The sequence below is a fragment of the Pseudomonas sp. TMB3-21 genome (assembly GCF_054898145.1).
In genome coordinates this window covers 2,796,385-2,810,869 of the sequence record NZ_CM142718.1, presented here as the reverse complement: position 1 = coordinate 2,810,869, position 14,485 = coordinate 2,796,385, and the positions used below count along the sequence as shown (strand labels likewise).

Genomic DNA, 14,485 nt, shown 5'->3' with positions numbered 1-14,485 from the left:
TATACAGCGAATACAGGGCAGGACCCCATCATGAAAGGCGACATTACAGTCATCCAGCATCTCAACAAGATCCTTGCCAATGAGCTGGTCGCGATCAATCAATACTTTCTGCATGCGCGCATGTATGAAGATTGGGGTCTGAACAAGCTCGGCAAGCACGAGTACGCTGAATCCATCGACGAGATGAAGCATGCTGACAAACTGATCAAGCGCATTCTGTTTCTTGAAGGCCTGCCGAACGTCCAGGATCTGGGCAAGCTGCAGATCGGCGAGCATACTCGGGAAATGCTCGAGTGCGACCTGCGTATCGAACGCACGGGTCACGCGGATCTGAAAGTAGCCATCGCTCATTGCGAAACGGTTGGCGATTTCGGCAGCCGTGAACTGCTTGAGGATATTCTTGAAGCTGAAGAAGAACACATCGACTGGCTGGAAACCCAGCTGGGCTTGATCGACAAGATTGGCCTGGAGAATTATCTGCAATCGCAGATGGGTGAAGATTAAAGAGCCGGCTAGGCGCCATGTGGAGCTGTGCAGGAGCAGTGTAGGAGCTGTCGAGTGCAACGAGGCTGCGATCTTGGCGATAACAGCGGCGACACCGACACGACTTATCAAGCTCAATAAAAAGCCCCGCCTTCTTTCGAGAGGCGGGGCTTTTTAATGGCTGATGATCAAAAGATCGCAGCCTCGTTTCACTCGACAGCTCCTACACAGCTCCTACAGGGAGCCAGGTGCTCAGGCTTCAGTCTTGTTCGCTGCAGCCGCTTCGACAGCCGCTTTGATCGTAGTCTGCAACGAACCATCTGCAGCCATTTCGGTCATGATGTCGCTACCGCCGACCAGCTCACCACCGACCCACAGCTGCGGGAAGGTTGGCCAGTTGGCATACTTTGGCAGGTTGGCGCGGATTTCCGGGTTCTGCAGAATGTCCACGTACGCAAACTTTTCACCGCACGCCATCACGGCCTGCGCAGCTTTCGCGGAAAAGCCACACTGCGGGGCATTCGGCGAGCCTTTCATGTAAAGCAGAATGGTGTTGTTGGCAATCTGCTCTTTAATCGTTTCGATGATATCCATGGAACACCTCGGCTGAACTTTCCGACTCAAGGGTCGGCACGGTGGCGCATTGTAACGGAAACCCGAGCGCCATGCTCGGTCTCCCCGACAGACTCAATCACGCTGCCGCCACCGTCACCGGTACGCCATTCAACGCCGCATTGCCCGACAACTCGTCTAGCTGGCACTCATCGGTCAGGTCATTGGCACTGGAACCTGGCTGGCTGCTGGCAATGGTCAGCTGCACGCCCGGCCGCGCATGGCCCCAGCCGTGCGGCAGGCTGACCACACCTTTCATCATGTCCAGACTGCCCAGCACTTCGACTTCGATCATGCCGACCCGCGAACTCACGCGCACACGTTGCCCGTCATTAAGCCCACGGCTGGCCAGATCCTCCGGGTGCATCAACAGCTGATGGCGCGGTTTGCCTTTCACCAGACGATGATAGTTATGCATCCAGGAATTGTTGCTGCGCACATGCCGGCGGCCAATCATCAGCAACTCATCGGTGGCAGGCGCCTGCACCGCAGCAAAGCGCGCAAGGTCAGCAAGAATTGCCGCCGGCGCCGCCTGGACTCGCTGGTTTTCGGTCTTCAAACGCGCTGCCAAATTGGGTTTCAGTGCGCCAAGATCCACGCCATGCGGATGATCAAACAGGGTCGCCAGCGACAATTTGTGCGCCGACGCATCGCCATACAACCCCATGCGCAATCCGCGATCGATCATCTGTGCAGGTGGAATCGTCGGCTTCAGTTCCTTCTCAGTCTTCGCGGCAAAGGCCTTGGCCAGCCCGACAAAAATTTCCCAGTCATGTAACGCACCCACCGGTTTGGCCAGAATCGCGCGGTTGAAGCGGCTGACGTTGCGCACCGCAAACATATTGAACGTGGTGTCGTAGTGATCGTTTTCCAGAGCCGAGGTGGACGGCAGGATAAGGTCGGCGTAGCGCGTGGTTTCGTTGATATACAGGTCAATGCTGACCATGAACTCCAGGCCGTCCAGCGCCTGTTCCAGCTGCCGGCCATTAGGCGTCGACAACACCGGATTGCCGGCGACGGTGACCAGCGCCCTTACTTGCCCTTCCCCGCCGGTGAGCATTTCTTCGGCCAGCGCCGACACTGGCAGTTCGCCTGCGTACTCCGGGCGTCCCGACACGCGACTCTGCCACAGGTTGAAATGCCCGCCCGAGGTGGATGCCACCAGATCCACCGCAGGTTCGGTGCACAACGCCCCACCCACGCGATCCAGATTGCCGGTCACCAGATTGATCAGTTGCACCAGCCAATGACACAGCGTGCCGAACGCCTGGGTCGAAACACCCATCCGCCCGTAGCAGACCGCTGTTGGCGCTGCTGCGAAGTCCCGGGCCAATTGGCGGATCTGCTCGGCCGGCACCGCGCACAGCGGGCTCATGGCGTCGGCAGTGAACGTCGCGATGGCTGCGCGCACTTCTTCAAGGCCGTCCACCAGCAAATGACTGTCACGGGTGAGGCCTTCCTTGAACAAGGTGTTGAGCAGGCCAAACAATAATGCCGCATCGCCGCCCGGTCGCACGAACAGATGCTGATCGGCAATCGCCGCCGTTTCGCTACGACGTGGATCGACCACCACCACCTTGCCGCCGCGAGCCTGAATGGCTTTCAGGCGCTTCTCGACATCCGGTACGGTCATGATGCTGCCGTTGGACGCCAGTGGATTACCGCCGAGGATCAGCATGAAGTCGGTGTGATCTATGTCCGGAATCGGCAGCAGCAAACCGTGGCCGTACATCAGATGACTGGTCAGGTGATGGGGCAACTGGTCGACGGATGTCGCGGAAAATCGGTTACGGGTTTTCAACAGGCCGAGAAAGTAATTGCTGTGGGTCATCAAGCCATAATTGTGAACGCTGGGATTGCCTTGATAGACCGCCACCGCATTCTGTCCGTGACGCTGTTGAATCGCTGCCAGACGTTCGGCGACAAGACTGAAGGCATCTTCCCACTCGATGGGCTGCCATTCGCTGCCCACGCGCAGCATCGGTTGGCGCAAGCGGTCCGGATCGTTCTGGATATCCTGCAAGGCGACAGCCTTCGGGCAAATGTGCCCGCGGCTGAAAGTGTCCAGCGGATCACCCTTGATCGAGGTGATCTGCACATTGCCATCGGCTTCGGTAGTCTCGATGGTCAGGCCGCAGATGGCTTCACACAGGTGGCAGGCACGGTGATGGAGAGTCTTGGTCATGGCCAGTCTCTGTCTGTTCTGGGCGGACGATGTCGACCGCGGGAACAAAACTATGGCCCGTGCCCAGCTGTTGCGCCAGCGACGTTCGTCTCGTGAATCGGCGACCATCAGGCCAGCCGATGGCCACCCGAAATCAGTTCGACGGCAGCCTCGGCGGCGCCTGCAACTGAATCTCCTGGATCGTCTCGATCTGCTCGTGAGCGACATGCACGCCGGTCAGTTCGCCGATCAGTCGCCAGTGCTCGTCGAGCCCTGCGCTGATGGTGGCCATGCGATCAATCATTCGCCGGCCGGCGGCTTTGGTGATTTCGTCGTTACTGCGCAACAACTCAAAGGACATTGAGGTCATGGACGCAGTGAGGTGAGTCAGCGAGCGGGCCGTAAGGCCAAGTAATTCCATCAACTGTTGTTCTTTCGATTCCATTTCGAAGGCTTCCTGCGTCGCTCGTGTCTTATTTATAACCCAGCACTATGCATTAGCAAGTGGCTCAAGGGGAGCACATTCTCTGTCATCCATCAAAATCCTGCGCAGGAAACCGACCATCAGCGCGCCATCCCTGCCCGCTTCGATTGCAAAGCCCCGCGGGCACGGTGTACAAATGGGCGGCTGCTGTCAGGAAACAGGCTTCAAATGCGCTACTGCGGTTTACCCGTAGCCCCTCTGAAATCCCCTAAACACCGTAGCCTCTATTGGAAAGACGCGACATTTAATTATAAGATCGCGCCTTCCCCTATTTCGTCGCCCCGTGCGGCTTACGCCGCAGGTCTCGCCCGTTGTTCCGTTAAACAAGGCTTTGAGTATCTGCGGTCCGTTGCAAAAAGGTAGTCAATGATGAGCGCAAGGCACTTTCTCTCCCTGATGGATTGCACGCCCGAAGAGCTGGTCAGCGTGATCCGTCGAGGCGTTGAGCTCAAAGACCTGCGTAACCGCGGCGTACTGTTCGAGCCTCTGAAAAACCGCGTGCTCGGGATGATTTTCGAAAAATCTTCGACCCGCACGCGGATCTCCTTTGAAGCGGGCATGATCCAGCTTGGCGGCCAGGCGATTTTCCTGTCCCCACGCGACACGCAACTGGGCCGTGGCGAGCCGATCGGCGACTGCGCGATCGTCATGTCGAGCATGCTCGACGCGGTGATGATCCGTACCTTCGCCCACAGCATCCTGACCGAGTTTGCGGCAAACTCCCGCGTGCCGGTGATCAACGGGCTGTCCGATGACCTGCACCCGTGCCAGTTGCTGGCCGACATGCAGACGTTCCTCGAACACCGCGGCTCGATCCAGGGCAAGACCGTGGCGTGGATCGGCGACGGCAACAACATGTGCAACAGCTATATAGAAGCGGCGATCCAGTTCGACTTCCAGCTGCGCATCGCCTGCCCGGAAGGCTTCGAACCCAATCCTGAATTCGTCGCCCAGGCCGGTGATCGGGTGACCATCGTTCGTGATCCGCAGGAGGCCGTGCGCGGCGCTCATCTGGTGAGCACCGACGTCTGGACCTCGATGGGTCAGGAAGAGGAAACCGCCAAGCGCTTGAAGCTGTTCGCGCCGTATCAGGTTACCCGCGCCCTGCTCGATCTGGCTGCCAAGGATGTCTTGTTCATGCATTGCCTGCCTGCCCACCGCGGCGAGGAAATCAGTCTGGACGTGCTCGACGACAAACGCTCCGTGGCCTGGGATCAGGCGGAAAACCGTCTGCATGCGCAGAAGGCCCTGCTCGAGTTTCTCGTCGAACCGGCGTACCACCACGCATGAGCCAGCCATTACTGCTCAACCTGCGCAACCTCGCCTGTGGCTACCAGGATCAACGCGTGGTGCAGAACCTCAACCTGCACTTGAATGCCGGTGACATCGGCTGCCTGCTTGGCTCCTCGGGTTGCGGCAAGACCACTACCCTGCGCGCAATTGCCGGTTTCGAGCCGGTGCACGAAGGCGACATTACTCTCGCGGGTGAGACGATCTCCCGTGCCGGCTACACCCTTGCGCCCGACAAACGCCGTATTGGCATGGTGTTCCAGGATTACGCACTGTTTCCTCATTTGAGCGTGGCCGAGAACATCGCTTTCGGCATTCGCAAGCATCCGCATAAGAATCGCGTAACCGAAGAGTTGCTCGAACTGGTCAATCTGAAAAATCTTGGTAAACGTTTTCCGCACGAACTTTCCGGTGGTCAGCAGCAACGCGTCGCACTGGCCCGCGCGCTGGCGCCCGAGCCGCAATTGCTCCTACTCGATGAACCCTTCTCCAACCTCGATGGCGAACTACGGCGCAAGCTCAGCCATGAAGTGCGCGGCATCCTCAAGGCTCGCGGCACCAGTGCGATCCTGGTGACGCATGATCAGGAAGAAGCCTTCGCAGTCAGCGATCACGTCGGGGTTTTCAAGGAAGGTCGCCTCGAACAATGGGACACGCCCTACAACCTCTACCACGAACCGCTTACACCCTACGTCGCCAGCTTCATCGGCCAGGGCTATTTCATTCGCGGTCAGTTGAGCAGCCCGGAATCGGTGCAGACGGAATTGGGTGAGCTTCGCGGCAATCGGGCTTATACCTGGCCGATTGGCGGCGCTGTCGACGTGTTGCTGCGTCCGGACGATATCGTCTATGCACCGGACAGCGGTTTGAAGGCTAGAATTGTCGGCAAGTCATTTCAGGGCGCGTCGACGCTGTATCGATTGCAAATGCCGACAGGTGCGCAGCTGGAATCGATTTTCCCAAGCCATGCCGATCACCTGATTGGTGCCGAGGTCGGTATTCGTGTCGCTGCTGAACACCTGGTGTTGTTTCAGGCATCCGGCAGCACCGCTGCGCAGATTACACAGGCCGAAACCGGAGTCCGGCGTCATAGCGCCGCCAGCTGACACCCTATCTGCTTGTGTAGGAGCAGCCGGTCGACGCTCTATTGCTCGCGATAGCAGTAACGCGGCATGACTGACGCAACGCGTCATTGTTAATCGCGAGCAAGCTTGCTCCAGCATTGTGTTTAACCCAGCATCAAGGTGCCGCTCGCTACGAGCACCGCATGCCCGCCGATTTTTACTCGATCCTCTTCCAGTCGACAGAACAGCTCGCCACCGCGCTTCGAACACTGATACGCCGTCAGGCTCGACTTGCCCAGACGCTTCGACCAGTACGGGATCAGGCTGCAATGCGTCGAGCCCGTTACCGGGTCTTCGTTAATGCCAACAGCCGGAGCGAAATAGCGCGAGACAAAATCGTGCTTAATGCCTCGCGCCGTCACGATCGCCCCCAACCACGGCAACCTGGCCAGCGCCGTCATGTCCGGCTGGCAATCCAGAACCGCCTGCTCTGACTCCAGCACCACGAACAGTTCATTGCCGCCCAGCACATCGACCGCTTCGACACCCAACGCGCGCTCGACGTCCAGGGTCACACCCACTTCCGTGGGGGCGATAGCCGGAAAGTCCAGCCATAGGCGTTCACCGTCGCGACTCACGCTCAGCGGACCGGATTTGCACATGAAGTCCAAGCGTTCAGCCGGCTCGTTGTAAACGTTGAATAGCACAAAGGCGCTGGCCAGCGTTGCATGACCACACAAGGGCACCTCTGTGGTTGGAGTGAACCAGCGGATATGCCAGATCAGACCTTCCCTGACGACAAACGCAGTCTCCGCCAGATTGTGCTCGGCGGCGATCTTCTGCATCAGTTCATCGGCAAGCCAGGCGTCGAGCCGGTAAACCATCGCCGGATTGCCACTGAACGGTCGGTCACTGAACGCGTCGACCTGATAAAACTCGAGCTGCATAAACCTCTCCTTGTGTTCGATCACCCAGCATGCAGCCATCTTAAGCTGGACATCAAGCGCGGCCAATGTCGGCGAACTTCGCCTGGGTGTGTTCGGCCAGCAACGCCGGTGCCAGTTCGACTTCCAGTCCGCGCCGCCCGGCACTGACAAAAATGCTGACGAAGGGCTGAGCCGAATTGTCGATGAACGTGCGCAGGCGTTTCTTTTGCCCCAACGGGCTGATGCCTCCGAGCAGATAACCGGTCGAGCGTTGCGCTGCGGCGGGGTCAGCCATTTCGACCTTTTTGACGCCGGCGGCATGCGCGAGGCCTTTCAAGTCCAGGGTTCCGACGACCGGCACAACGGCAACCAGCAATTCGCCTTTCTCGCTGGCTGCCAGCAACGTCTTGAACACTTGAGCCGGATCCAGCCCCAGTTTTTCCGCAGCCTCCAGACCATATGAAGGCGCCTTCGGGTCATGTTCGTAACTGTGCACGCGATGTTCGGCTCGAACTTTTTTCAACAAATCCAATGCGGGGGTCATGACAGCTCCAGACTGATCGGAGGTGAAAAATCCTGCGCTGAATTCTAGGCCAACATTCAGCGAAAGGCTCGAAATGACTGCATTTCAAAGAGTTGCCGGGCTGGTGGACCGTTCGTCAGTGAATGGTCGAGCCGTAAAACAAAACGATCATTCATGTGACTAATAGCTTCAATGTGACTGGCAGTTCACTTTCGACCTTTGACAGTAGCGTTTCTTGTCTATATTTTTTCGAATCTGAATACCGTACAAATGTACCAATGCTTTGAGATTGCAGCAGGCCGAGAACAGGATGGGGATCCTCTCTCGGTGAAAATCGCGCTTTGGCCTTAACGAAAGAAGCGCCAGACAACAAAAACAATGAGGTTTTCCATGACAACTGCTTTACGACAACCGTCACTCTCCAGCCAATGCATGGCCGAGTTTCTGGGCACTGCGTTGCTGATCTTTTTTGGTACCGGTTGCGTTGCCGCGCTCAAGGTCGCGGGTGCGAGCTTCGGTCTGTGGGAAATCAGCATCATCTGGGGGGTCGGCGTCAGCATGGCGATCTACCTGACTGCCGGGGTTTCAGGGGCTCACCTCAACCCAGCGGTCAGCATCGCCTTGTGCATTTTTGCCGATTTCGAAAAACGCAAACTGCCTTTTTATATCCTGGCGCAGATCGCCGGCGCCTTCTGCGGCGCATTGCTGGTCTACACGCTGTACAGCAATCTATTCTTCGATTACGAACAAACTCACCAAATGGTTCGCGGCACTCAAGCCAGCCTCGAACTGGCATCGGTTTTCTCCACGTTCCCGAACCCGGCTCTGTCGACTGCACAGGCTTTCCTGGTCGAGATGATCATCACTGCCATCCTGATGGGCGTGATCATGTCCCTGACTGACGACAACAATGGCCTGCCTAACGGCCCAATGGCGCCTCTACTGATTGGTTTGCTGATTGCTGTGATTGGCAGTTCGATGGGACCACTGACCGGTTTTGCGATGAACCCGGCCCGCGACTTCGGCCCCAAGCTCATGACTTTCTTGTCTGGCTGGGGTGAAATTTCCTTCACCGGCGGCCGTGATATTCCGTATTTCCTGATTCCGATTTTTGCACCGATTGTCGGTGCCTGCCTTGGCGCTGCCGCGTATCGCGGGCTGATAGCCCGTCATTTGCCCAGCGCCGAACCTGCTACAAAGGACGCAGCACCGGCCATTGACGGCAAACCAAGAACTTCTTGATACCGTAGGCGCGTGATCCTGCCCTCGTGATCCCGCGCCCGACCTCTCCTTTATTTCGTGCAAGGCAATCGACATGACCGACATTCAGAATAAGAACTACATCATTGCCCTTGATCAGGGCACGACCAGCTCGCGCGCGATCATTTTCGATCGAGATGCGAACGTGGTCTGCACCGCACAGCGCGAATTCGTTCAGCATTACCCACAGGCGGGTTGGGTCGAGCATGACCCGATGGAAATCTTCGCCACGCAAAGCGCGGTAATGGTCGAAGCGTTGGCGCAGGCCGGCTTGCATCACGATCAGGTTGCTGCCATCGGCATCACTAACCAGCGCGAAACCACCGTCGTCTGGGACAAAACCACCGGTCGCCCGATCTACAACGCCATCGTCTGGCAGTGCCGCCGCAGCACCGAAATCTGCCAGCAGCTCAAACGCGATGGTCACGAGCAATACATCAGTGAAACCACCGGACTGGTCACCGACCCGTACTTCTCCGGCACCAAGCTCAAGTGGATCCTCGACAACGTCGAGGGCAGTCGCGAACGCGCGCGCAACGGCGAACTGCTGTTCGGCACCGTCGACAGCTGGCTGATCTGGAAATTTACCGGCGGCAAAGTACACGTCACCGATTACACCAACGCCTCGCGCACCATGCTCTTCAACATTCATTCGCTGGAGTGGGACGCGAAGATGCTGGAGGTGCTGGATATTCCGCGCGAGATGTTGCCGGAAGTTAAATCCTCGTCGGAAATCTACGGCCACACTAAAAGCGGCATCGCTATCGGCGGTATTGCTGGCGACCAACAGGCGGCTCTGTTCGGTCAGATGTGTGTCGAGCCGGGTCAGGCGAAAAACACCTACGGCACCGGCTGCTTCCTGTTGATGAACACGGGCGACAAAGCCGTGAAGTCCAACCACGGCATGCTCACCACCATCGCTTGCGGCCCACGCGGCGAAGTGGCTTACGCGCTGGAAGGCGCTGTGTTCAATGGCGGCTCGACCGTTCAATGGCTGCGCGATGAGCTGAAAATCATCGCCGATGCCCATGACACCGAATACTTCGCCAGCAAGGTCAAGGACAGCAATGGCGTGTACCTGGTGCCGGCCTTCACCGGTCTGGGCGCTCCGTATTGGGACCCCTATGCCCGTGGCGCGCTGTTCGGCCTGACTCGCGGCGTGCGCGTGGATCACATCATTCGTGCCGCGCTGGAGTCGATTGCCTACCAGACCCGCGACGTACTTGACGCCATGCAACAGGATTCCGGCGAACGTCTGAAGGCGCTGCGCGTTGACGGCGGCGCTGTGGCGAACAACTTCCTGATGCAATTCCAGGCGGACATCCTCGGCACTCAAGTCGAGCGGCCGAAAATGCGCGAAACCACAGCCCTTGGCGCGGCGTACCTGGCAGGTCTGGCGTGCGGTTTCTGGGGCAGCCTGGATGAACTGCGCAACAAAGCGGTAATCGAGCGCGAATTCGAACCGACGCTGGACGAAGGCGAAAAGGAAAAGCTTTATAAAGGCTGGAAAAAAGCAGTCAGCCGTACCCGCGACTGGGCACGTGAAGACGCTGAATAAGCCACAAACCGGGATCGTAAAAGGTTGTAACTGGTCGGGAGCAGATTCCTGCGTCATCATGGGCAAATTTTGCACGGCAGCCCAAAGGACGCCCCATGAATCTGCCTCCCCGTCAGCAGCAAATCCTCGAACTGGTCCGCGAACGCGGCTATGTCAGCATTGAGGAAATGGCTACGCTGTTCGTTGTTACACCGCAAACCATCCGCCGCGACATCAATCAGCTCGCGGAAGCCAATCTGTTGCGCCGCTATCACGGCGGCGCGGCCTACGATTCCAGTGTCGAAAACACCGCTTATGCAATGCGTGCCGATCAGATGCGTGATGAGAAACAGCGTATCGGTGAAGCCATCGCCTCACAGATCCCCGATCACGCCTCGCTGTTCATCAATATCGGCACTACCACCGAATCGATTGCCCGGGCGTTGCTCAATCACAATCATCTGAAGATCATCACTAATAACCTGCACGTGGCCTCGATGCTCAGTGCCAAGGACGATTTCGACGTACTGCTGACCGGTGGCAATGTGCGACGCGACGGTGGTGTGGTTGGTCAGGCGAGTGTCGACTTCATCAATCAGTTCAAGGTCGATTTCGCCCTTGTCGGCATCAGCGGCATTGATGAAGACGGCAGCCTGCTGGATTTTGATTATCAGGAAGTTCGTGTCTCGCAGGCGATCATTGCCAACGCGCGGCAAGTAATTCTGGCGGCGGATTCGAGCAAATTCGGACGCAATGCCATGATCCGCCTGGGGCCGATCAGTCTGATCGATTGCCTGGTAACCGATCAGCCGCCCTCCCCGGCGCTGGCGCAGTTGCTGACGCAGCACAAGATTCGTCTGGAAGTGGTTTAACTTACTGCCCTATTGTCTTCGTCTGCACCGACGCCATCGCGAGCAGGCTCACTCCCACAAGGATTGCGCTGGACCTGTGGGAGTGAGCCTGCTCGCGATGGCGATCTATCCGGCAACCTCGATATATCGCTCCTACGCATATAAATGTTCGGAAATTTTCCTTTAAGCGCTCTTCGATCAGTATTTTCAATCGAAGTAAGCTGGCTGTGCGCGTCTTTATGGGCTACCATTTTCGCAAATGAACATTAATGTTCGAATTCCAAACATAAAACTGATAAAGCCCGAGGCCAGCCGATGCCAACTTCTACCTTGCCTACGCCCCCTCTCGCAGAGGTCTACGACGTCGCCGTGATTGGTGGCGGGATTAATGGCGGGGGAATCGCAGCAGATGCAGCCGGCCGCGGCCTCTCGGTGTTCCTTTGCGAGAAGGACGATCTGGCCAGCCACACTTCGTCGGCCAGCAGCAAGCTGATCCACGGTGGCCTGCGCTATCTCGAACATTACGAATTCCGTTTGGTGCGCGAGGCGCTGGCTGAGCGGGAAGTGCTGCTGAAGAAGGCGCCGCACATCGTCAAGCAAATGCGCTTCGTGTTGCCGCATCGTCCGCATCTGCGTCCGGCCTGGATGATTCGCGCCGGCCTGTTCATGTACGACAACCTCGGCAAACGCGAGCAACTGCAAGGTTCGAAAAGCCTGAAGTTCGGTGCGGACAGCGCGCTGAAAAGCGAAATCACCAAGGGCTTTGAATACTCCGATTGCTGGGTCGATGACGCGCGTCTGGTGGTGCTCAACGCCATGGCCGCCCGCGAAAAAGGCGCGCACGTTCACACCCAGACCCGCTGCGTCAGCGCTCGTCGCACCAAGGGTTTGTGGCACCTGCACCTGGAACGCGCCGATGGCAGCCTGTTTTCGATTCGTGCCAAAGCGTTGGTGAATGCGGCGGGCCCTTGGGTTGCCAAGTTCATTCGGGACGACCTGAAGATGGAATCGCCGTATGGCATTCGTCTGATTCAGGGCAGCCACCTGATCGTGCCGAAACTTTACGAAGGTGAACACGCGCATATCCTGCAAAACGAAGATCAGCGCATCGTTTTCACCATTCCATACTTGAACCACTTCACACTGATCGGCACCACGGATCGCGAGTACACCGGCGACCCGGCGAAAGTGGCAATTACCGAAGGTGAAACCGATTACCTGCTGAAAGTGGTCAACGCCCACTTCAAAAAGCAGGTCAGCCGCGACGATATCCTGCACAGCTACTCCGGCGTTCGTCCGCTGTGCAATGACGAATCCGATAACCCTTCAGCCGTCACTCGCGATTACACCCTGGCACTCTCGGGCGCCGGCGAAGAGGCGCCGCTGCTGTCGGTGTTCGGTGGCAAGCTCACCACTTACCGTAAACTTGCCGAATCGGCGCTTGCGCAACTGGCTCCTTACTTCAAGCACATCCAGCCAAGCTGGACGGCGAGCGCGACGCTGCCTGGCGGTGAAGACATGACCACGCCGCAGGCACTGAGCTTGCGTATTCGTGACCAGTTTGACTGGATACCGAGCGAAATCTCGCGGCGCTGGGCCACCACCTATGGCAGCCGCACCTGGCGGATGCTCGAAGGCGTGCAGGATCTGAACGATCTGGGCGAACACATCGGCGGCGGTCTCTATACCCGCGAAGTGGATTATCTGTGCAGTGAAGAGTGGGCAACCACCGCCCATGACATTCTGTGGCGCCGCAGCAAGCTCGGCTTGTTCACCACCCCGGAAGAACAGCAGAAACTCGCGGATTATCTGGGCAAGGTTGAACAGAACCGCAGCAAGATCGAAGCGGCCTGATCGCTTAAGTCGGTTACAGCAAAGCCCCTGAATCTTACCCATCAGGGGCTTTTTGCATTTGTCGCCATTTTTGCCCAATTCAAGTCACCCGCTCATTCGGTTTTCCGAACGCGACTCATCGGTCGATTCGGTTAACCGGATTAGCTGGCTTCCACAAACCTATCTTAAATATTTAATTTCCATAAAAATCAATCCCTTGACGTGTTCAGCCTGGCCTGGCACGAGTCATGCTCTACACTCTTTAGCGAAGGCCTGTCGTGCATCCTCCCGGGAGCCGGCAGACAATCGAAGCACAAAAGGGCCGATGAACTGGCTCCATAAAAAAAACAATGTCGAGGAAAATTTGATGCGCATCGTTCCCCATATCCTGGGCGCAGCCATTGCTGCCGCTCTGATTACCACTCCAGTTTTCGCTGCCGAACTCACCGGCACACTGAAGAAGATCAAAGAGTCCGGCACTATCACCCTCGGGCACCGTGACGCCTCCATTCCTTTTTCCTACATCGCGGACGCTTCCGGCAAGCCGGTTGGCTACTCCCACGATATTCAGCTGAAAATTGTCGAAGCCATCAAGAAAGACCTGGACATCCCTAATCTGCAGGTCAAATACAACCTGGTGACTTCGCAGACCCGCATCCCGCTGGTGCAGAACGGCACCGTGGACCTTGAGTGCGGCTCCACCACCAACAACGTCGAACGTCAGCAACAAGTCGACTTCTCCGTTGGCATCTTCGAAATCGGCACCCGCCTGCTGTCGAAGAAAGACTCCCAGTACAAAAACTTCGCTGACTTGAAAGGCAAGAACGTCGTGACCACGGCGGGCACTACCTCCGAGCGCATCCTCAAGTCGATGAACGCTGACAAGCAGATGGGCATGAACGTCATTTCTGCCAAAGACCACGGCGAGTCCTTCCAGATGCTGGAATCGGGCCGTGCCGTCGCGTTCATGATGGACGACGCACTGCTGGCAGGCGAAGCGGCCAAGGCGAAGAAGGCCGCTGACTGGGAAGTGACCGGCGATCCGCAGTCATACGAAATCTATGGCTGCATGGTCCGCAAGGGTGACGCACCGTTCAAGAAAGCTGTAGATGACGCGATCGTTGCCACCTACAAGTCTGGCGACATCAACAAGATCTACGAAAAATGGTTCATGCAACCGATCCCGCCAAAAAACTTGAACCTGAACTTCCCGATGAGCGACGAGCTCAAGGCCCTGATCGCCAATCCGACCGACAAAGCGGCTGACGACAAGAAATCCTGATTACTGACTAATCTTGTCTCCTGAGAGGGCAGCTGCCCTTTCAGGGGTTTGTCACTCCCTGCTGGTATTTTTGGAAACACTCGAACCGGTCGCTGTCGAGCCGCTCGTGTGTGTCTGACCATAAGGTCGGACGGGAACGGAATTCCCCAGGCGGGCACTTGTACATCGATCGTATC

General features: G+C 57.4%; 13 protein-coding genes. 8 read left to right on the top strand and 5 right to left on the bottom strand.

The genetic code is table 11. The features are described from left to right. Positions 1–30: 30 nt before the first annotated feature. Complete coding sequence (gene bfr, locus ACYZTS_RS13000) at positions 31–504, top strand: bacterioferritin (protein ID WP_461996285.1); 474 nt, start codon at positions 31–33, stop codon at positions 502–504. Positions 505–735: 231 nt separating this feature from the next. Here bfr and grxD read toward each other — a convergent pair whose 3' ends face one another. The 3 genes from grxD to ACYZTS_RS12985 form a co-directional block, all read right to left on the bottom strand. Beyond that, positions 736–1,077 (bottom strand): Grx4 family monothiol glutaredoxin, encoded by a 342-nt coding sequence (gene grxD / locus ACYZTS_RS12995; protein WP_007943565.1) that lies wholly within the window; start codon positions 1,075–1,077, stop codon positions 736–738. 97 nt (positions 1,078–1,174) lie between these two features. After that, on the bottom strand, positions 1,175–3,280 hold the full coding sequence (locus ACYZTS_RS12990) for a molybdopterin oxidoreductase family protein (protein WP_461996283.1): 2,106 nt from the start codon (positions 3,278–3,280) through the stop codon (positions 1,175–1,177). Between the two features lie 133 nt (positions 3,281–3,413). Continuing rightward, entirely contained in the window at positions 3,414–3,704 is a 291-nt protein-coding gene (locus ACYZTS_RS12985) for a type 1 glutamine amidotransferase family protein (RefSeq protein WP_028624308.1), read from the bottom strand. Positions 3,705–4,112: 408 nt separating this feature from the next. On the opposite strand from ACYZTS_RS12985, the gene argF reads away from it, so the two are divergent. After that, entirely contained in the window at positions 4,113–5,033 is a 921-nt protein-coding gene (gene argF, locus ACYZTS_RS12980; protein WP_461996281.1) for an ornithine carbamoyltransferase, read from the top strand. Then, positions 5,030–6,139, top strand: a complete 1,110-nt coding sequence (locus ACYZTS_RS12975; protein WP_461996279.1) for an ABC transporter ATP-binding protein — start codon at positions 5,030–5,032, stop codon at positions 6,137–6,139. The genes argF and ACYZTS_RS12975 overlap by 4 nt, the downstream gene beginning before the upstream one ends. 122 nt (positions 6,140–6,261) lie before the next feature. Here the strand turns inward: ACYZTS_RS12975 and ACYZTS_RS12970 are convergent, their stop codons facing one another. Both ACYZTS_RS12970 and ybaK read right to left on the bottom strand, forming a co-directional pair. Further along, positions 6,262–7,044 carry a PhzF family phenazine biosynthesis protein gene (locus tag ACYZTS_RS12970; RefSeq protein ID WP_028624311.1) on the bottom strand — a complete coding sequence of 261 codons (783 nt, stop codon included), beginning with the start codon at positions 7,042–7,044 and terminating at the stop codon, positions 6,262–6,264. A gap of 52 nt (positions 7,045–7,096) precedes the next feature. After that, complete coding sequence (ybaK, locus tag ACYZTS_RS12965) at positions 7,097–7,567, bottom strand: Cys-tRNA(Pro) deacylase (protein WP_461996277.1); 471 nt, start codon at positions 7,565–7,567, stop codon at positions 7,097–7,099. Between the two features lie 369 nt (positions 7,568–7,936). Between ybaK and ACYZTS_RS12960 the strand changes: the two genes are divergently transcribed. The 5 genes from ACYZTS_RS12960 to ACYZTS_RS12940 all read left to right on the top strand — a co-directional run bounded on the left by ACYZTS_RS12960 (position 7,937) and on the right by ACYZTS_RS12940 (position 14,309). Then, on the top strand, positions 7,937–8,788 hold the full coding sequence (locus tag ACYZTS_RS12960) for an MIP/aquaporin family protein (RefSeq protein WP_028623851.1): 852 nt from the start codon (positions 7,937–7,939) through the stop codon (positions 8,786–8,788). Positions 8,789–8,861: 73 nt separating this feature from the next. Further along, on the top strand, positions 8,862–10,364 hold the full coding sequence (gene glpK / locus ACYZTS_RS12955) for a glycerol kinase GlpK (protein ID WP_028623852.1): 1,503 nt from the start codon (positions 8,862–8,864) through the stop codon (positions 10,362–10,364). Between the two features lie 95 nt (positions 10,365–10,459). Further along, on the top strand, positions 10,460–11,215 hold the full coding sequence (locus tag ACYZTS_RS12950) for a DeoR/GlpR family transcriptional regulator (protein ID WP_028623853.1): 756 nt from the start codon (positions 10,460–10,462) through the stop codon (positions 11,213–11,215). 294 nt (positions 11,216–11,509) lie between these two features. Further along, on the top strand, positions 11,510–13,048 hold the full coding sequence (gene glpD, locus ACYZTS_RS12945) for a glycerol-3-phosphate dehydrogenase (RefSeq protein ID WP_461996274.1): 1,539 nt from the start codon (positions 11,510–11,512) through the stop codon (positions 13,046–13,048). Positions 13,049–13,394: 346 nt separating this feature from the next. Further along, entirely contained in the window at positions 13,395–14,309 is a 915-nt protein-coding gene (locus ACYZTS_RS12940; RefSeq protein ID WP_028623855.1) for a glutamate/aspartate ABC transporter substrate-binding protein, read from the top strand. The last annotated feature ends 176 nt before the right edge of the window (positions 14,310–14,485 follow it).

Bases quoted from the DNA above. Each gene is read 5' to 3' on its own strand.
- bfr (WP_461996285.1), top strand. From the start codon at position 31: ATGAAAGGCGACATTACAGTCATCCAGCATCTCAACAAGATCCTTGCC.
- grxD (WP_007943565.1), bottom strand. From the start codon at position 1,077: ATGGATATCATCGAAACGATTAAAGAGCAGATTGCCAACAACACCATT.
- ACYZTS_RS12990 (WP_461996283.1), bottom strand. From the start codon at position 3,280: ATGACCAAGACTCTCCATCACCGTGCCTGCCACCTGTGTGAAGCCATC.
- ACYZTS_RS12985 (WP_028624308.1), bottom strand. From the start codon at position 3,704: ATGGAATCGAAAGAACAACAGTTGATGGAATTACTTGGCCTTACGGCC.
- argF (WP_461996281.1), top strand. From the start codon at position 4,113: ATGAGCGCAAGGCACTTTCTCTCCCTGATGGATTGCACGCCCGAAGAG.
- ACYZTS_RS12975 (WP_461996279.1), top strand. From the start codon at position 5,030: ATGAGCCAGCCATTACTGCTCAACCTGCGCAACCTCGCCTGTGGCTAC.
- ACYZTS_RS12970 (WP_028624311.1), bottom strand. From the start codon at position 7,044: ATGCAGCTCGAGTTTTATCAGGTCGACGCGTTCAGTGACCGACCGTTC.
- ybaK (WP_461996277.1), bottom strand. From the start codon at position 7,567: ATGACCCCCGCATTGGATTTGTTGAAAAAAGTTCGAGCCGAACATCGC.
- ACYZTS_RS12960 (WP_028623851.1), top strand. From the start codon at position 7,937: ATGACAACTGCTTTACGACAACCGTCACTCTCCAGCCAATGCATGGCC.
- glpK (WP_028623852.1), top strand. From the start codon at position 8,862: ATGACCGACATTCAGAATAAGAACTACATCATTGCCCTTGATCAGGGC.
- ACYZTS_RS12950 (WP_028623853.1), top strand. From the start codon at position 10,460: ATGAATCTGCCTCCCCGTCAGCAGCAAATCCTCGAACTGGTCCGCGAA.
- glpD (WP_461996274.1), top strand. From the start codon at position 11,510: ATGCCAACTTCTACCTTGCCTACGCCCCCTCTCGCAGAGGTCTACGAC.
- ACYZTS_RS12940 (WP_028623855.1), top strand. From the start codon at position 13,395: ATGCGCATCGTTCCCCATATCCTGGGCGCAGCCATTGCTGCCGCTCTG.